Origin of the sequence: Rhodococcus sp. SB1D, from assembly GCF_048573875.1 — a bacterium.
GTDB lineage: Bacteria > Actinomycetota > Actinomycetes > Mycobacteriales > Mycobacteriaceae > Rhodococcus_F > Rhodococcus_F qingshengii.
The window spans coordinates 647,465-664,556 of the sequence record NZ_JBMAIQ010000001.1; the positions used below are offsets into that span (position 1 = coordinate 647,465).

Sequence of the window (17,092 nt, forward strand, 5' to 3'; positions counted from 1 at the left end):
GACTGGATCACGTGACGGACCAACTCTTCGGAGACGAGGCAGACAGTGCTCTCACTGTCGGTGCTGCCGCATCACGACTAGGCATAACCGTACGTACCCTCCATCATTGGGACGCAATCGGTTTGGTGCGTCCGTCCGGGCGCAGTGACGGGGGCTACCGGCTGTACACCGACGCGGACCTCGGTCGCATCGGCCGGGTGCTTGTCTACCGTGACGTGGGTTTGTCGCTCGACGAGATCGGGATATTGCTCGATGCGCCCGCAGCCCACGTGGACGAGACGCTGCGTGGGCAGCGCGCCGAGTTGCGGCAACGGATAGCCGACTTGGAGGAACTGGGCGAGTCCTTGGATCGCATCATCGATGCCAGGAAGTCGGGTGTGCTGTTGCCGGCACACGAGCAGGTCTCGATCTTCGGCCGACACTGGCAGCCGTCATGGGGACCTGAGGCGCACGAGCGTTGGGGTGACAGTGCGCAGTGGGCGCAGCACGCGGAACGGTCGGCGGGTAGGACCGCTGAGGATTGGCAGAAGATCGCCGACTGCGTCGAGACGCTCAACGAAGATCTGGCGCTGGCCTGCCGATCCGGTGTCGAACCGGGAAGCGGCGAGGCGAATTTGCTGGCAGAACGGCACCGAGCGTCGATCGGGGTTTACTTCGACTGCACACATTCGATGCAGGTGTGTCTGGGACGGATGTACGTGGCCGATCCGGGATTCACCGCGTTCTACGAGCAGGTCGAGACCGGTCTGACAGTGTGGCTCCGCGCTGTCATCGATGCGAATGCTCGGGCCAACGGGGTTGCCCCCGAATCGGCGACGTGGGTGTGAGTGAGCTGGTGGTCGCTCGTCAGTCCAAAGACGCACACGCAGTGCACCACGGTCGGCCGTCGACTCCGTGGGCACGATGGGACACTGCGATGCGCGCGGCCAAAATGCAGCTTTCGTTGTCGTGATAGACGTCGAGATCCGAAGGAACCGTCGAGTGGAACGCCGGGACCTTCATGTCTACCTCCGTTGTGGCTCGCCAGGGAGTTGGCTCGTTGCGGCAATCCTCCCACCACAGAGATCATCTCGCCTGTCGGCAGAAGCAGGGCCGTTGCTCGGCCAAATTGCCAGGGGTCGACACGTGCGGTCCCGTCCGCGCGATTGTGCAGCCCCGCAGCGACTTACAGGTGTGGTTACTTGATCGCCCTGCCTTCCGAACAGATGCGCACTGCGCGCGGGGTGTGATCTTCGACGGCGCTCACCGCAGAGAATCCCGCAGGGATAGGCTGGACGGATGCGTGGAGAGTACAAGGTTCCTGGTGGAAAACTGGTCGCGGTCGACGTCGAGGTGGCGGACGGTCGGCTGTCCGAAGTCGCAGTCTCGGGGGACTTCTTCCTCGAGCCCGACAGCGCGCTCGACGACATCAACGCGGCGTTGCGCGGAATGCCCGCCGACTCGGATGCAGAACAGTTGGCGCATGCCATCTCCACTGCGCTCGACGAGTCCGTCTCGATGATCGGCTTCACGCCGCAGTCGGTCGGCATCGCGATCCGGCGCGCACTCGGCCACGCCACGAGCTGGGCGGATCACACCTTCGACCTCATCCCGCCGGTGGTTCTCGATCCCGCGATGCACGTCGCGCTGGACGAGGTCATCGCGCGTGAGGTCGCATCGGGTGAGCGTCCGCCGACATTGCGTTTCTGGGACTGGGACTCGCCCTTGGTCGTGATCGGATCGTTCCAGTCCGTGCGTAACGAGGTCGACTCCGAGGCGGCTGCGCGGTACGGCATCGGGGTGGTGCGCCGAATCTCCGGTGGCGGCGCGATGTTCATGGAACCGGGCAACTGCATCACGTACTCGTTGGCAGTACCGGCGTCATTGGTCGAGGGTTTGAGTTTCGAGCAGTCCTACGCGTTTCTCGATCAGTGGGTCATGGGAGCGCTTGCCGAGGTCGGTATCAACGCTCGGTATGTGCCGCTCAACGATATCGCCTCGGACAAGGGCAAGATCGCCGGCGCCGCTCAGAAGCGATTCGCGTCCGGCACTGTGCTCCATCACGTGACCATGGCCTACGACATCGACGCTGAGAAGATGACGCAGGTGTTGCGAATCGGACGAGAGAAGATGTCGGACAAGGGAACCAAGAGTGCGGCCAAGCGCGTCGATCCGCTGCGTTCGCAGACCGGAATGACGCGTGCAGCAATCCTGGAGTCGTTTGCGCAGCACTTTCGAGGTCAATACGACACCCACGACAGCGATTACACGGACTCGGAGTTGGAGCAGGCGCGCAAGCTGGTGGACACGAAGTTCAGAACCGAAGAGTGGACTCACCGCGTCCCGTGAAACCGAGAAACCGGGACGAGACCCGAGCGGTCTCGTCCCGGTCGCCTAGGTAGCCGGAGTCGCTGAGTTTGCCCCGAGGAGCTCGGCGTCGGCCGTCCCGGAGTTCCGCTTCGGAATGGTGAAAGTTGCGCTCACGCACAGGATTGCGATGACGAAGCACGCCACTGTGTACCAGAGGTTCCCGATGGGATCTCCAGCGCTGGTGGAACCGTCGACCGCGTCGAAGAAGTCGGGAAGCGCACTCGCCCACAGGACGGCCATGACAACCAGGTACACCACGCTGTAGATCTGCACGAACCTGTTGGTGTGTGCAGGAGTGTTCGATTCTGCCGAGCGCAGGTGCGTCCATTGGCGGACGAGAACCACGATCGCGACCACTGTGAGGACTGCAAGTTCAGCGGCGTAGAGGAACCCGCGGACAGTGTCGCTTCCTATACCGAAGACCGTCGCCGGGAGCGGGAGAATGAACGTACCCAGCGAGGCCAGCAGGCCGATCACGATGGTGCGCCATACCAATTGAAGTCCGGAGAAGTGCTTGCCGGCATCGACGTGCCGTCCGACGAAGTACTGGACGCAGAATGCCAACGACATCGGCCACAGCGCGGCGAAGACGACCACGCTGGGAAGTGGAACCGCGTCGAACATGGGTTGGTTGATCGGGTTCGACGTCGACCACTCCCACCACCGCAACTGGGGCCCCAGGTGGTCGAAGATTTCGTAGAACGCATGGTGGACGAAGCCGACGCAGACAGCGCCCAGTAGTGGACCGTATCTGCGGAAAACGCCGAGCATTCTGACTATTTCGAAGGCCAACGTCGCCATCAGTGGATAGATGGCAACGATGTACAGCGGCAGTCGACCCCACATGAAGTCGACGGTGAACACGTTGTGCGCGAACATCGTGTCCACTTGTTCTTCGATGCCGAACGCCGCCGGGAAGTACAGCGGAGGCTCGATGATGAACAGGTAGGCGGTGGCGCCGAACCAGAGAACCAGATTGGTGGGGTCGCCGTTGCGGCGCAACCGCACGATCGCCAGGACCAGTGCGAGCACCGAGCCGACGATGATGGTCCATTCGAGGACGGGCAGGGTCCAGTTCTCCAGCGCCGCCGGGTTACGGAACTCGACGAGTCCACCTGCTTCCTGACAGGAGAAACCGAGTTCTGTTGCGAGCTGGGAAAACGTGGGGGAGCAGTGTTCTGCCATCAGTTGGCCCCTGACGTGATCGACTCGGCTTGTGCCTGAGATTCGGCGGTGTACCAGCGTGTGCAGTCGTAGCCGTCGTCGTAACGCTTGAACCACTGGTCGGCGAGTGCGGGGAGTTTCTCGTGGTCCGGGTTGTGATTGGGCATCTGGCTGCGGAAGACACCGCCGAGTGCAACGAGTTGTGCTCCGAGTTGAAGGTGATCGAAGGCGCGAGGCATCGTGCCCTTGGTCAGATACGGAGCGAACGACGTCAGAATCTTCTGCTTGGTGCGGTGGGTGGCGAACATCGACAGTGAGTCGACTTGCCGCTCGGAGAGCGGAACGTGCTGGTTGAAGCCTGCGCAGGCGATACGAATCACCTTCATCACGTGCGCGAAGATCGACGGTGCCATCCGCATCCGGTAAAGCTCGCTTCCGACAACGGAATTGAAGATGATCAGAGCCGAGCTGCGATGCTCGACCTCCTCGACGAAGTGCCAGATGAACAGCGACGCGACGCGGTCGTCTCCCGGGCGGAACAAGGTCGCCTCGTTGTCGAGCATCAGCTTGAACACCGGAGTGAAGGTCGCCTCCAGGTCCGCGGTGTATGCAAGCCGGTAGTTCAGCGAGGTCGCCTCGGTCAGTAGATCGAATTCACCGATCACAGCGTCGAGCGTGTTCTGTAGTCCGGGGTAGCGCCTGATCAGAGCCTTCACATGCTGGCGGTGCGCGGTCGAGTGATGGCCTTCCTGACGCATGAACGCCACGGCTTCCTCGGCCACTTCAGGATCGCTGATCCGCGACTTGGTCTGCATGATCATCTTCACGATCATCTTCTCGAAACCGATGGCCAGGAACGAGACCGCGTTGGACATGCTCGACCAGGCCGGATTCTCCGGGTTCCACAGGAAGGGAACGTCCTGATCCTCGAATCCGAAGTCCATTTTTCGGGGTTGAAGGTTGGTCACTTGTCGAACCTCGTCTTTCGGAGGGGCTGGTCAGGTGGCCGCTCTGGCACTCGAAGCCACGTGTGGCGGTAATCATACATATTGGTGTGCAGTTGTATGTTCACTTTCGGCGAGGGGAGTGAATTCGAGGGGCGCAGATGCAAAACCTGCCTGTGTTAGCCTGTGGCTCTTGGACTTCGAGCGCAAAGACATGGTTCGAGCCTCGTTCGAGCGAGGAAGTGGGCAGTGGCACGAAGGCGTGGGTGGGGCGGCAATCCACCGGACAGTGACGAAGATGCGTCTCGTCGCATTGTCGAGGCCGCGGTCGAGTTGATCGGACGGACGAGTTCGGAAATCAGCATCGGCGACGTCGCCGAGTCACTGGGCGTGATCCGGCAGACCGTGTATCGATACTTCCCCAGCGCTGACGCTCTGATGCGGGCAGCTGCAATCGCGTCGGTCGACGGCTACCTCGATCGGCTCACCACACACGTGAGCGGCATCGAAGATCCCGTCGAGGCGATGACCGAGGGTGTCGTCTACACCCTGACCCAGGTCCACCGAACGCCGCATCTCGGCATTCTGCTCACCAGCACGAATTCGAGTCTTCATCCCGAAGGTCTGACCTCTCAGGAGGCGCAGGCCTTCGGAATGGCGATGATCACCCGCTTCGACGTGGACTGGGTGCGTTTCGGATACGACGACGCATCACTTCAGGAACTGGTCGAATACGTCCTGCGGACGATGCAGTCGTTTTTCCTCGCGCCCGGCGACCCGAAGCGGAGCGACGAGGAACTGCGGCGATACCTACGGCGCTGGATGGGTTCTGCGATCATCGCCCAGGGAAATTCTGTCAGCGGTGATCCGATCAGCGCAGAACCAGAGTCAAAACAACCGCGCTGACGCACGCGGCGATGACGACGATCAGCGCGAACAGGTCGGCGAGCTGAGGGCGCTTGGGGTACGCCGCGATCAAACCGGTGCCCCCGCGAGCGGAGATCGCTTCACCCATCTCGGCAGAGCGCCGAATTGCCACCGACATGGTCGTGGTGATCAGATCGACTATCGAATTGTCGGCAGCGCTGTTCACCACAGCTTTCGGGCGTAGTCGTCGCGCCGCCACCAGGGTGAGCATCTCGTCGATCAAGAGCGGAAGTGAACGAATGCAGAGGGCCGTCGCGATCGCCCACTCGTCGACCGGGATCTTGAGGAATCGCAGCGGTCTACCGAGCGTTGCCAGTGCCGGCGCCACATCGCTCATCGACGTGGTCCATGCCAACATCAGTGAGACGCAGAGCAATACAAGACCGAACGTCACAGCTTGCAGGTAGATGAAGACTGCGTCGAGGCCGATCGGAAGATTGATCAACGCGCCGAGCAGGATCAGCGCCCACAACCACCACGGAGGTCGCGGAACTGCAGTCGGGGGGATGCGTCCGATCACCGCGGTCAGCAACAACAATCCGAGTACGACGCCGATCGCCGGCCAGGACGGAGCGGTCACGACCACGATGCTGACGAGAACGACGGCAACGATCTTCGTTCCGGCCCACAATCGGTGTATCGGCGATGAAGTCGGGACTTCGCGCAGAAGTGTTGTCACGTCGTCGATCCTTCCAAGGCGCTGCTGGCGGCAGGGTCGAGGATGCGACCCTCCGACAGTCGAATTGTTCTGCTGCACACGGCGTCCATGTCGTCGACATCGTGGGAGATGACGACTACTGCGGTTCCGTTCCGACGAATCCACCTGAGTACGTTCAGGATTTCGTGTCGACCGGGTGGATCGAGACCGGCCAACGGTTCGTCGAGGATGAGTACCCGCGGTTGGCGCACGAGGAGACCGGCCAGGACGACGCGTCGCATCTGTCCGCCGCTCAACTCGTCGATGCTGCGGCCGGCGATGTGACGGTCGAGTCCGACGGCGTCGAGCGCCCACGAGACTTGCACCGATCCGATCTCCGGACCTCCGGCGGCCTCGATGTCTTCGGCGACGGTTCGGCGTTGCAGCTGCAGTCGCGAATGCTGGAACGTGAGACCGACGGTGCCGAGTTGGCGTGAGACGGGTTTGCCGTCGAAGACTGCGGTTCCCTTGCTCGGTGCGATCAAGCCCGCCATGATCCAGGCCAGAGTCGATTTACCGGAACCGTTGCCGCCCAGAACCAGCAGCCCGTCGCCGTCGCCGATTGTGAGATTTACGTCCGACAGTGCGCGCCGCGACCACGGAGTCCGGTCGTTGTACGTGTGGGTGACATCGGTGAGTTGGAGGACAGCTCGAGTGCTGACCGGCCACGGCGCAGACGGCGGACCCCCGAACGTCGACGTCATCCAACCGGGTTGGTGATCGATCTGCCGTCCGCGTTGTAGTTGAATCACCCGATCTGCGTTGCGGGTGTCGGCGTGGTGATGGGTGACCAGTACCACGGCCATCGGGTGGCGTCGCGGAAGTTCGGCAAGGAGCGAGACCAATTCCTCCCGGCCGGCCTGATCGACCATCGCGGTGGCTTCGTCCGCGATCAGCAGAGCGGGGCGCCGCGCCAGCGCGGCTGCAACAGCCAGACGTTGCATCTCGCCACCGGACAGCCCGGAGGTCTCACGCATACCCATGCCCGCGAGTCCCACCTCGGCCAGCAGTGCATCGACGTCGGGATGCGACTCGGGGGGGAGCCCCCAGACGACGTCGTCCGCGACGCGGGTTCCGAGGATCTGGCTTTCGGGTCGTTGGAGGACGACGGCGGTTCCGCCGTGTCGGCCGAGACCGGCGGACCCGGGTCTCGTCAGCGTCCCGACAGTCGGCGCGCGACCGGCGAGCAACCGGGTGAGTGTGGACTTGCCCGAGCCGTTGTGGCCGACGACGGTGACGAACTCTCCTCGTCGCACGGTGAAGTTGACGTCGACGAGGGCCGGTGTCGTTGCACCCGGATAGGTGAAGCCCACGTGATCGAAAGTGACCGGCAGAGGATCGATCGGACGGTCGTCGGGTGCTGTCTGGAGCGGGTCGGCCGAAGGGAGTGCAGCCAATCGGTCGAGGACGGCGCCGAGGACGAAATAGGAGACGACGGTACTGAGGACGATTCCGGAGATGATGGACACGCCGATCCACAACCACCAGTAGTCGATGATCGAGCCGATGCTGTTCTCGATCCATTCGGCTGCGCCGACCAGTGTGGGGGCACGCTTCAAGATCTCGGCCACGCCCAACGCGGTGTTCTCGAGCGAGGTCAACAACAAGGTGCGCAGCGGAGCGAGAACAAGCAACAGGACTATGGAGAACAACGCCAGCGCGGGCCCGATGACCAATGACGACAGCAATGCGGAGACGAAGCCGAGACCGCGCCGCTTGACCGTACCGATGATTCCGCCGAGGAGAGCGCTCAATGCGACCGCCGCCGCAGATCCCGAACCCGCCGCGACAAAGGCGACTGCCGTGGCCGAGATACCGGCCGTCGTCACGGCGCGGACTCGGAAGCGCTGGGCAACAATTCCCATCGGAACGGCGGCCACGAGGTTGAGGGCGCTGGCCATGGGGATGACCGTGGCAATGACGGACAACGCGACCGTGAATCCGGCCATGACGGCACCCGTTGCCAACTCGAGTGGTCGAAGGTTGCCGGTTTCGCGGACTTGCGGACGGTTGCTCACTACGTCCAGTGTGCCAGTGGTGACATAACTCCCGCCCGACTGATGGTGAGCGCATCGGGGTGATTGCGTAGGCTTCACCTCAAACAATGCATCGGACGGAGCGTGGAAGACGTGAGTGCAGCACCCATCAGGGTCGGGGTTCTGGGAGCCAAGGGCAAGGTCGGTCGAGCGATCTGCGAGGCAGTGGAAGCTGCTCCCGATCTGGAACTCGTCGCTCAGGTCGACACCGGTGATCGCATCGAGACGTTTGTCGACACCCGCACTCAGGTAGTGGTCGATTTCACGCACCCCGACGTCGTCATGGGAAATCTGGAATTCCTCGTGGCCAACGGAATTCATGCAGTGATCGGCACCACCGGTTTCGACGAGTCCAGGCTTGCGACTGTTCAGTCCTGGCTCGACGCCCAGCCGGCAACGGGTGTTCTGATCGCCCCGAACTTCGCCATCGGTGCTGTGCTGTTGATGCGCTTCTCGGCTGCCGCGGCGCGCTTCTTCGATTCCGTCGAGGTCATCGAACTCCATCACCCCAACAAGGCAGATGCTCCCTCGGGCACCGCATACCGAACGGCCGCCATGATCGCCGAGGCTCGCGCGGAAGCAGGCGTCGGACGCAGCCCTGACGCCACCACGACCGAGCTCGAGGGTGCGCGTGGAGCCGACGTCGACGGCGTCCGGGTTCACTCCGTGCGGATGGCCGGACTGGTCGCGCATCAGGAAGTGATTCTCGGAACTCAGGGCGAGACGCTGACCATTCGCCACGACTCGATCGACCGGAATTCGTTCGCGCCGGGCGTTCTGCTCGGTGTCCGCCAGATCGGCTCGCGTCCGGGTCTGACGGTCGGTATCGATTCCTTTCTCGATCTATGAACAAGACCACCCGCACCGTCGCACTGATCGTCGCGATTTGCATCGCGCTCGCGGTGTACTTCGTGCTGCTCGGTCAGCGCGGAATCCAGCTCATCCAGGACGGTGGCGGCGCCGCGATCGGTCTCGGGATCGGCGTGCTGATCCTGCCGTTCCTGGGGCTGTGGCTCGTCATCGCCACGCTCCGTGCCGGCTTCACGCACCAGCGCCTCGCGCAGCAGATTCACGACGAGGGCCTCGCTGTCGACGCGTCTGCGCTTCCGAAATTGCCTTCGGGCCGGATCGAGCGAGCGGCTGCCGACGAGTTGTTCGCCCAGATCAAGGTCGACTGGGAAGCAGACCCGGATAACTGGAAGCAGAACTTCCGACTTGCTCGCGCCTACGACTATGCCGGTGACCGAAGCCGGGCTCGGGAAACCATGCGACGGGCAGTCGAACTGGAACGCCGTTCACGAGGCAAGTAGGTGTCTACGCCGCGAAGCGGGGCCTGCTGAGACGCTACCGCTCCGGAACGGTTGTGGGAGATGACGGATCCGGAGTGGTGGGGTCGAATGGCGGCGGGTTGTTCGGGTCGAAGCTCGTCACCGGCACCGAACAGGTCGCGCCCACTTCGGGATACGTGTTCGGGTTGACGCGCAGAGCCGAGACGAACTGATCGATGCGCGCGTCCGCGGCGTTGTCGAGCTTGAGTTGACGGCCCCACGACTGCAGCGAGATCGGCGAATCCAGGGTCGGATACGGCGACATCAACGTGTAGCTCATGCCCTCGACTCGCTGTGCCAAGCGAGCCTGATCCTCGCTCGAGACGAGGTCGGGGTTGTACGTGATCCACACGGCCCCGTGCTCGAGAGAATGGACCGCATTCTCGGTCCGAATCGCTTGTGGATAAACAACTCCGGTGCAGTTTGCCCAGACCGAGTCATGACGGCCGCCGAAGGGCGGTGAATATGTGTACGCCACGCGTTCGTTCGGGCGTACGTGTTGGGCTGCTGGGTAGTCGACCGTGACAACTCCGTCGATGGCTTCGGACGGATCCGGGTTGTCGATGCTCGGAACAAACGCATCCGGGCGCGGTGATCCTTCGAGGGAATTCGCACACGAAGCCAGTGCGAGAACTGCCGAGACCACCACTGTCGCTCGAAGTTGTTTGTTCACTCGGCCATGATAGCGGCGGCTGTCCGCTTTCCCGGGGACGCGAATCGACTACGACCCGAGAGAGCCGCTCGCTCCGCCCGACAGTGCGATGTCGCTGGCGCCGCGAAGAATTCGGATTGGTGGTAATGGCCCTCGGTATGCCTCGGAGCCACTGATCAGATCACCGGCAGCGTCGAACGCGATCGCCTCACCTTGTGGCTCGTCGGGAAGGGGGACGCGAATCGGGTTGGTGTTCAACGCTTTCACGATATCGCCGTCGGGAGCTGCGTACAGGTAAGCGTCGGTATACGTGCGGAGCGCTACCACCGTGCCGTCCTTGCTCACGGCGCCGCCGGTGACAGCCATCGTGCCGGCGTGGGGGACGGGCCCACCGGGTGTGAGGGTGGGAGTAAATCTGAGCTGACCTACTTTGGCCAACATGGTCGGCGAGCCCGTACTCAGATCCTGAACCTGCTGTCGCTCAGCGGTTGTGTAGACCACGCTTGCACCTAGGTAGTCCTTGGTGACGATGACGGGAACCCCGTCGCTCTGGATCAGTAGTGTCTCGGCGTCGTGCGCGCCGTCGGGATAGACCAGGGGGTAGGAGGTCGCCGCACCTGAAGCCGGATCGAGGTCGATCAGCCCGACCGACGTTCGTACCGCGTTGTTGTCGCCGATGTCTGCCAGCCACAGATGGCCGTCGGGAGTCGACGACAGATCCTCGACGTCGACACGAGGGGTGCCCACGCTGATCCAGCGCTGCACGTGGCAGTTCGAATCGAGTTCGGCGACCCGATCGTCGGAGCCGCTGTCGCCGATTGCGTACATCCCGGCCGCGGTGACGGTGAGTCCGGACAGCTCGGAAAGGCCTGCATCGGTGGGTGTGCACAGTACGTCGAAGACGCGGGCCTGTTGCGCCGCCGCAGGAACAGTGTGAACGCCGACAATCGCGGCGGCGAGAACAACCGATCCGGCAGCCCAAGCGACTGAGTGGGTGAGCGGTCGATTCCAGATCACTATGCAGTCCTCCAGGCCGAAGAATCGGGACTTAGTACCCAGAGAATACTGGACGTCCGTCTCACTTTGACAGAAACTGCAAGAAATCGCCTATGCCGAGACGTCGTGATGCGTCAGTGATTCACCGAGTGAATCCGCGTGCAGGAGGGGATACTCGACTCACCGGAGATCGGCGGCGACGAGCAGGAAGTGACGAAGCGATGGCGAAGAGTGAGTCCGACAAGCAAGGCGCAGATTCCCCGTCTCGGTTGATCGACAAGCGAATCGAGGAACTCGGAGACTGGCGGGGCGAGATGCTCGCCCGGATACGAACTCTGATCAAAGAAGTGGATCCGGATGTGGTGGAGGAATGGAAGTGGCGAGGTGTTCCCGTGTGGTACCACGCCGGAATGATCTGTACCGGTGAGACTTACAAGAGCGCAGTGAAGGTGACCTTTGCCAAAGGCGCATCACTCGACGACGCTTCAGGACTCTTCAACTCCAGCCTCGAGGGCAATACGCGACGGGCGATCGATTTCCACGAGGGCCAAGCCGTCGACGAAAAGGCGTTCAAGGCACTCGTTCACGCCGCGATTGCCCTGAACACCTCGAAGAAGTGACGCCCTGTCAGAGATGATGTTCAGCGAGGTCGAACGCACTGAGTAGCGTGCGGAATTTTGTACTGGTCTCTCTCAATTCGATATCCGGGTCGGAAGTAGCGACGATGCCGCCGCCGGCGTAGGCCCGCGCCGAGAGGCCGTCTGCTGCGATCTCGGCGCAACGAATAGCTACCATCCACTCGCCGTCTCCAGTCCGGTCGCACCAGCCCACGGCACCGGCATAGAACCCACGATCGGCTTCGGTTGCGGTGATGTGCTCGCGTGCGGCGACCGTCGGTGTGCCGCAGACAGCGGGAGTCGGATGCAGCGCCATTGCGAGTTCGAGCGAGGTCTGGCTCGGGTCGATCAGGACACCTTCGATCTTGGTCCCGAGATGCCACAGTTGCGGTGTCCGAAGGATTTCCGGTGCGCTGGGTGCATTGAAGGACGTGCACAGTGGTCCGAGTATCGCGCTGATGGAGTCGACGACAAACGCGTGTTCGGCCAGATCTTTGGTCGACGCGCGGAGTTGCTCGGCATTCGCCTCGTCCTGATCCGAATTCGGATGGCGTGCAATCGAGCCCGCCAGCGGGTGGCAGGTGACGACGCCGCCTCGCCTTTCGATCAGAACCTCGGGCGTCGAACCGACCAGCGAACGCCCGCGGTACTTTCCTCCGGCGGGGGACAGGTCGACGCAGAAACCGTTGTGCGCGTGATCGAGTGCAATCAGTTTCTCGGCCAGAGCGGCGGGGAAGATCGTGGACTCGGCCTCGATGGTCAGGGAGCGTGCGAGGACAACTTTGTCGAGTTCGCCTGCTCGAAGTCGCTCGATGGCTCCGCGGACCCTGTCGGTGTGGATCTGCGGGCTGGGTTCGAATCCGGCTACCCGCGAAGTGGGTAGTGACGGGATGTTCGAGTGATATAGATCACCGCGGACTCGTGTGAAACTCAGTGGCGCGGTGAGGGCGGACGGCGTCTCCGGGGAGAACGGCAGGGCGCCGACGACCGAGTCGATGCGCCCGGTCTTGAGGGCTTCGGCAGCGTCGAAGGCCGAGTCGAATTCTTCGACTACTCCCGAAGTGCGGATCGACGTTTGCCTACGTGAGAGCAGGAAAACGGAGTCCGTTTCATCGTCAGTCCGGTTGTTGCGCAACGGGAATTCGGAGACTTCGGCGAGTGCTGACATGGACACCCTTCCAGTTCGACAGATTGCTTGTTATGTTGAGGCTAGCCTTAGTTTGGGTGAATTTGTGTTGCGAGCGCCCGGGTTGTGTACTTCCGTACCGTTATGGTTAGGCTGGCCTAAAGTCAAGGCGTGCGGACGGGGTCGACACGAGGGTTGGGTTGGCTCGATCTGAGCGCGTCGACCACTACTCGAGGAGACCGATGAGCAACACCGTGGACCGTGACCAGATCGTGCGCGACGTCGCCGAGGTTCTGTCGATGAGGGCAGAACAACTCGGCGACGACGCGGACCTGGGTGACGAAGGCCTTGACTCGGTTCGCTTGATGACGCTCGTCGAACGGTGGCGGGGAGCGGGCGCGGATGCCGACTTCGCGGAGTTGGCAGAAGAGCCCACGATCAATGCCTGGGTTCAGGTCCTGTGCCCGCAGTGAGCGAGCGCCGAATCGCCGTGGTCACCGGTGCTGCGGCGGGGATCGGCGCCGCAGTGGCCCGTACGCTTGCGCGCGACGGGTATTCGCTGGCGTTGCTCGATCGCGACGACGTCGAATTGAAGCGGGTAACTGCGGAATTGGCAGAAACAATCGTCGAAGGCGCCGATATCGAGAGTCACGTCGTGGACGTGACCGATCGGCAGGCAGTCGACGCTGCAGTGGCCTCGACGATGGACACGTTCGGCCGGATCGACGCGCTCGCGCACGTCGCCGGAATTCTCGACACCGGATCGGTGCTGGACTCCGATCCAGACCAGTGGCGGAAGATATTCGGCGTCAACGTCTTCGGTTTGCTCAACGTGCTGCAAAGTGTGGGACTGGAAATGCGTCGTCAGCGGACCGGATCGATCGTGGTGGTCTCGTCCAACGCAGCCGGTGTGCCACGTATCGGGATGGGTGCTTACGGTTCGTCCAAAGCTGCTGCGACGATGTTGGTTCGAACCGCTGGGCTGGAGTTGGCCGCCGACGGGATTCGTGTCAACGTGGTCGCTCCGGGATCCACCGACACAGCGATGCAGCGGTCATTGTGGTCGGACCCTTCCGACGATTCGGGTGCCGACGCGGTCATCGAAGGCAATCTGGCGAGCTATCGCCTGGGTATTCCGCTCGGAAAACTGGCCACCGCAGACGATATCGCCGACTCGGTGCACTTCCTGCTGTCCGACCGGGCGGCCCACATCACCATGCAGGCGCTGTACGTCGACGGTGGAGCGACGCTCAAAGCGTGAGACGTATTTGCTGACAGTACTTTCGAACAGGAGTCACTTGCATGACCTCGAGGATCGCTCGCGAGCCCTTGGCACCCGTCGCACAGTATCCACCCGATTTGGTGACGCATTATCGGGAACGAGGCTATTGGACTGACGAGACGCTGGCCGGATTCGTCACGGCCGCGGCCGCACGGCATCCCGACAACGAAGCGGTGGTCGGCAGCGATGCCTCTGGCACACAGACACGGCTGACGTATTCCGACCTCGATCGTCGCAGCTCGGCCGTGGCCGGAGGCCTGTCCGGCTTGGGTGTTCGCGCCGGTGACCGGGTGCTCCTGCAGCTACCGAACATCGTGGAATACGTCGAAGCATTGTTCGGTGTGCTGAAGCTCGGCGCACTGCCGGTTTTCGGGTTGCCGGCGCATCGCCGAACCGAAATCGGATACTTCTGCCAGTTCGCTGATGTCGCTGCCTATATCGTCGCCGACCGTCATGGCGGGTTCGACTACCGCGCGCTGGCGCGTGAGGTGAACGAAGGCCTCGAGACTCCGCCTGTTGTGATCGTGACCGGTGACCCCGAAGAGTTTGTCGGTTTCGATTCGCTGCGCGGATACGAGGTTCCCGTTCTTGCCGACGTCGATCCGTTGTCGGTCGCCTTTCTTCAGCTTTCCGGTGGCACGACCGGTGTTCCGAAGCTGATTCCGCGAACGCACGCCGACTACCTCTACTCGGTGCGAGCGTCCAACCCGATCTGCGGCGTCGACGACTCGACGCGCATGTTGGTGGTTCTTCCTGCAGCGCATAATTTTCCGATGAGTTCGCCGGGCATCCTGGGTGTTCTCCACGCGGGCGGCTCCGTGGTTCTGGCGCCGGACACCATGCCCTCCACAGCTTTCGGCCTGATCGAATCAGAGCGAGTCACGCACGCTTCCTTGGTTCCACCGATCGCGTTGGCCTGGATGGCCGCCCCCAGTAAGGCAGATCACGATCTGTCGAGCTTGCGGGTTCTCGGCGTCGGCGGAGCGAAGTTCAGCGCCGAAGCCGCTGCACGCGTACCCACGGAGCTGGGCTGCACCCTCCAGCAGGTGTTCGGGATGGCCGAGGGGCTGGTCAACTACACCCGCCTCGACGACACGCAAGAATTGATCGTCAGCACTCAGGGCCGGCCCATTTCACCCGACGACGAGGTTCGTGTGGTCGACGACGAAGGCGCGCTCGTCGCGCCCGGAACCACGGGGCACTTACTGACTCGGGGTCCGTATACGATCCGTGGCTATTACCGGGCGGATGCGCACAATGCCGAGGTCTTCGACGCCGAAGGTTTCTATCGCACCGGCGATCTGGTCAGCGTCACCGATACGGGACACCTGATTGTCGAGGGCCGCGCAAAGGACCAGATCAACCGCGGCGGCGAGAAGGTGGCCGCCGAGGAGATCGAGAACCACCTGCTCTCGCATCCTGCTGTCCACGATGCGGCCGTCGTCGCTGTTCCCGACGAGTACCTGGGCGAGCGAACCTGCGCCGTTCTGGTGATTTCCGGAGATGCCCCGACCGTCGGCGAGATCAAGCGATACATACGAGGCCGAGGCGTTGCGGCGTACAAGGTTCCGGATCGAGTGGAGTTCGTGACCGAGTTCCCCGTCACCGGCGTCGGAAAGACCAGCAAGGCGGCCTTGCGCCGTGTTCTCAGCGAATCGATTGCTGCACAGACTCTGTCGAGTTGATCGGTTCCCACCCCCACATTTTCGAGGAGATTCATCATGGCGCTACCCACAGCAGTGCGATACGAGATGCCCACCGAGTTTCCGCAGAATCGGGTCGACTGGACTCTCGATCCTTCCCGAGCGGTGCTGCTTCTGCACGACATGCAGGAATATTTCGTGAACGCGTACGACCGAAGCGTCGACCCGCTCCAAACCGTGGTTCCGAACATCGACCGGCTTCGTTCGTCGGCGCGAGCTGCCGGAATCCCGATCGTCTACACCGCGCAACCCGGTGATCAGGATCCCGAGGAGCGCGCGTTGCTGTCGGATTTCTGGGGACCGGGTCTGAAGGCAGATCCCGCTCACACCGACGTGATCGCCGAGTTGGCTCCGCATCCGGACGACGTGATGCTCACAAAATGGCGCTACAGCGCTTTCATCAAGACAGATCTGCGTGAGCGGCTGCGCGAGAGTGGGCGTGACCAGCTGATCATCACCGGAATCTATGCCCACATCGGTTGCCTGACTACCGCTTTGGACGGGTTCATGCAAGACGTGCAGATCTTCTTCGTGGGCGACGCGGTAGCCGACTTCTCCCTGGACGAGCATGTCGGCGCGCTCGAGTACGCGGCCGGGCGCTGCGCCTCGGTCACCCGAACCGACGACCTGGTCAAGGCGATGAGCGCGGAAACGGTTTCGGCGTAGGCGTGAACGGTGACGGGTGCGCCACCCGTCGCCGTATTGTCAGGTGTGTGAAGACATTGTTGGTGGTTCACCACTCGCCCTCGCCGACAACCCACGAATTGTTGGATGCGGTCCTGGCCGGGGCTCGCGATCCCGAGATCGAGGGCGTCGAGGTGAAGGTGATGCCGGCGTTGGCGGCGACGGTGCCCGACGTGCTCGCTGCTGACGGCTATCTTTTCGGTACCACCGCCAATTTCGGTTACATGTCGGGCGCGCTGAAATACTTCTTCGACACCACGTACTACCAATGCCTCGGCGCGGTTTCGGATCGACCGTACGGCCTGTGGGTTCACGGCAACAACGACACTGCCGGTGCAGTGTCCTCGGTGCGCAAACTCGCCACCGGGCTCGGATTGGTCGCGGTGGCGGATCCGCTCGAAGTGACTGTGAGCGTGGACAAATCTGTCCGCGATGGTTGTTATGAACTGGGCGGAACCGTCGCGGCAACGCTGATGGACTAGCCTTCACTTTCTCGTTTCGATTCACGAAAGAGACTGTCCCGCAAGCGGTTGTAGAAGCGCGTGTCCTCTGATTAACGCGTCGGGAGCCGTCGGTTCTCGGGTCAC

19 protein-coding genes are annotated in these 17,092 nt (G+C 62.5%); 11 read left to right on the forward strand and 8 right to left on the reverse strand.

The window, feature by feature from the left end:
- Positions 1–11: 11 nt before the first annotated feature.
- Positions 12–827, forward strand: a complete 816-nt coding sequence (locus tag ACN50D_RS03075; RefSeq protein ID WP_047271490.1) for a MerR family transcriptional regulator — start codon at positions 12–14, stop codon at positions 825–827.
- 19 nt (positions 828–846) lie between these two features.
- Here ACN50D_RS03075 and ACN50D_RS03080 read toward each other — a convergent pair whose 3' ends face one another.
- Positions 847–1,002 (reverse strand): hypothetical protein, encoded by a 156-nt coding sequence (locus ACN50D_RS03080; RefSeq protein ID WP_165638325.1) that lies wholly within the window; start codon positions 1,000–1,002, stop codon positions 847–849.
- Positions 1,003–1,278: 276 nt separating this feature from the next.
- Between ACN50D_RS03080 and ACN50D_RS03085 the strand changes: the two genes are divergently transcribed.
- A complete protein-coding gene (locus ACN50D_RS03085; protein WP_003942269.1) occupies positions 1,279–2,328 on the forward strand; it encodes a lipoate--protein ligase family protein in 1,050 nt (349 codons plus the stop codon).
- A 45-nt stretch (positions 2,329–2,373) separates the two neighbouring features.
- On the opposite strand, the gene ACN50D_RS03090 is transcribed toward ACN50D_RS03085, so the two are convergent.
- Both ACN50D_RS03090 and ACN50D_RS03095 read right to left on the reverse strand, forming a co-directional pair.
- The gene (locus ACN50D_RS03090) at positions 2,374–3,534 is read right to left on the reverse strand and encodes a hypothetical protein (protein WP_042450699.1); all 1,161 of its coding nucleotides are present in this window, start codon (positions 3,532–3,534) and stop codon (positions 2,374–2,376) included.
- Entirely contained in the window at positions 3,534–4,481 is a 948-nt protein-coding gene (locus ACN50D_RS03095; RefSeq protein WP_211920304.1) for a metal-dependent hydrolase, read from the reverse strand. The genes ACN50D_RS03090 and ACN50D_RS03095 overlap by 1 nt, the downstream gene beginning before the upstream one ends.
- 225 nt (positions 4,482–4,706) lie before the next feature.
- Here ACN50D_RS03095 and ACN50D_RS03100 point away from each other — a divergent pair, with 225 nt between their 5' ends.
- Complete coding sequence (locus ACN50D_RS03100) at positions 4,707–5,363, forward strand: TetR/AcrR family transcriptional regulator (RefSeq protein ID WP_007735111.1); 657 nt, start codon at positions 4,707–4,709, stop codon at positions 5,361–5,363.
- Here ACN50D_RS03100 and ACN50D_RS03105 read toward each other — a convergent pair.
- Both ACN50D_RS03105 and ACN50D_RS03110 read right to left on the reverse strand, forming a co-directional pair.
- Positions 5,329–6,063: an energy-coupling factor transporter transmembrane component T family protein gene (locus ACN50D_RS03105; RefSeq protein WP_042450697.1), complete on the reverse strand. Its 735-nt coding sequence runs from the start codon at positions 6,061–6,063 to the stop codon at positions 5,329–5,331. The two genes, ACN50D_RS03100 and ACN50D_RS03105, sit on opposite strands and share 35 nt — an antisense overlap.
- On the reverse strand, positions 6,060–8,099 hold the full coding sequence (locus tag ACN50D_RS03110) for an ATP-binding cassette domain-containing protein (RefSeq protein ID WP_211920302.1): 2,040 nt from the start codon (positions 8,097–8,099) through the stop codon (positions 6,060–6,062). The genes ACN50D_RS03105 and ACN50D_RS03110 overlap by 4 nt, the downstream gene beginning before the upstream one ends.
- Before the next feature lie 111 nt (positions 8,100–8,210).
- On the opposite strand from ACN50D_RS03110, the gene dapB reads away from it, so the two are divergent.
- Positions 8,211–8,966: a 4-hydroxy-tetrahydrodipicolinate reductase gene (gene dapB / locus ACN50D_RS03115; RefSeq protein WP_007735114.1), complete on the forward strand. Its 756-nt coding sequence runs from the start codon at positions 8,211–8,213 to the stop codon at positions 8,964–8,966.
- On the forward strand, positions 8,963–9,427 hold the full coding sequence (locus ACN50D_RS03120) for a hypothetical protein (RefSeq protein WP_003942246.1): 465 nt from the start codon (positions 8,963–8,965) through the stop codon (positions 9,425–9,427). Before dapB ends, ACN50D_RS03120 begins: the two co-directional genes overlap by 4 nt.
- 34 nt (positions 9,428–9,461) lie before the next feature.
- On the opposite strand, the gene ACN50D_RS03125 is transcribed toward ACN50D_RS03120, so the two are convergent.
- Both ACN50D_RS03125 and ACN50D_RS03130 read right to left on the reverse strand, forming a co-directional pair.
- Complete coding sequence (locus ACN50D_RS03125; RefSeq protein ID WP_003942235.1) at positions 9,462–10,118, reverse strand: DUF3105 domain-containing protein; 657 nt, start codon at positions 10,116–10,118, stop codon at positions 9,462–9,464.
- 48 nt (positions 10,119–10,166) lie between these two features.
- On the reverse strand, positions 10,167–11,114 hold the full coding sequence (locus tag ACN50D_RS03130) for a hypothetical protein (RefSeq protein WP_063316536.1): 948 nt from the start codon (positions 11,112–11,114) through the stop codon (positions 10,167–10,169).
- A gap of 200 nt (positions 11,115–11,314) precedes the next feature.
- On the opposite strand from ACN50D_RS03130, the gene ACN50D_RS03135 reads away from it, so the two are divergent.
- Entirely contained in the window at positions 11,315–11,713 is a 399-nt protein-coding gene (locus ACN50D_RS03135) for a DUF1801 domain-containing protein (RefSeq protein ID WP_007735116.1), read from the forward strand.
- 7 nt (positions 11,714–11,720) lie between these two features.
- On the opposite strand, the gene ACN50D_RS03140 is transcribed toward ACN50D_RS03135, so the two are convergent.
- Positions 11,721–12,878 (reverse strand): isochorismate synthase, encoded by a 1,158-nt coding sequence (locus ACN50D_RS03140; protein WP_211920300.1) that lies wholly within the window; start codon positions 12,876–12,878, stop codon positions 11,721–11,723.
- 200 nt (positions 12,879–13,078) lie between these two features.
- Between ACN50D_RS03140 and ACN50D_RS03145 the strand changes: the two genes are divergently transcribed.
- The 5 genes from ACN50D_RS03145 to ACN50D_RS03165 are packed head-to-tail and all read left to right on the forward strand — an operon-like array spanning position 13,079 to position 16,987.
- A complete protein-coding gene (locus ACN50D_RS03145; protein WP_003942230.1) occupies positions 13,079–13,309 on the forward strand; it encodes a phosphopantetheine-binding protein in 231 nt (76 codons plus the stop codon).
- Positions 13,297–14,097 (forward strand): 2,3-dihydro-2,3-dihydroxybenzoate dehydrogenase, encoded by an 801-nt coding sequence (locus tag ACN50D_RS03150; protein WP_211920299.1) that lies wholly within the window; start codon positions 13,297–13,299, stop codon positions 14,095–14,097. Before ACN50D_RS03145 ends, ACN50D_RS03150 begins: the two co-directional genes overlap by 13 nt.
- 41 nt (positions 14,098–14,138) lie before the next feature.
- The gene (locus tag ACN50D_RS03155; protein ID WP_211920297.1) at positions 14,139–15,803 is read left to right on the forward strand and encodes a (2,3-dihydroxybenzoyl)adenylate synthase; all 1,665 of its coding nucleotides are present in this window, start codon (positions 14,139–14,141) and stop codon (positions 15,801–15,803) included.
- 36 nt (positions 15,804–15,839) lie between these two features.
- Positions 15,840–16,487 (forward strand): isochorismatase family protein, encoded by a 648-nt coding sequence (locus ACN50D_RS03160; RefSeq protein ID WP_007735125.1) that lies wholly within the window; start codon positions 15,840–15,842, stop codon positions 16,485–16,487.
- A gap of 47 nt (positions 16,488–16,534) precedes the next feature.
- Positions 16,535–16,987 carry a flavodoxin family protein gene (locus tag ACN50D_RS03165; RefSeq protein ID WP_003942217.1) on the forward strand — a complete coding sequence of 151 codons (453 nt, stop codon included), beginning with the start codon at positions 16,535–16,537 and terminating at the stop codon, positions 16,985–16,987.
- Positions 16,988–17,092: the final 105 nt, after the last annotated feature.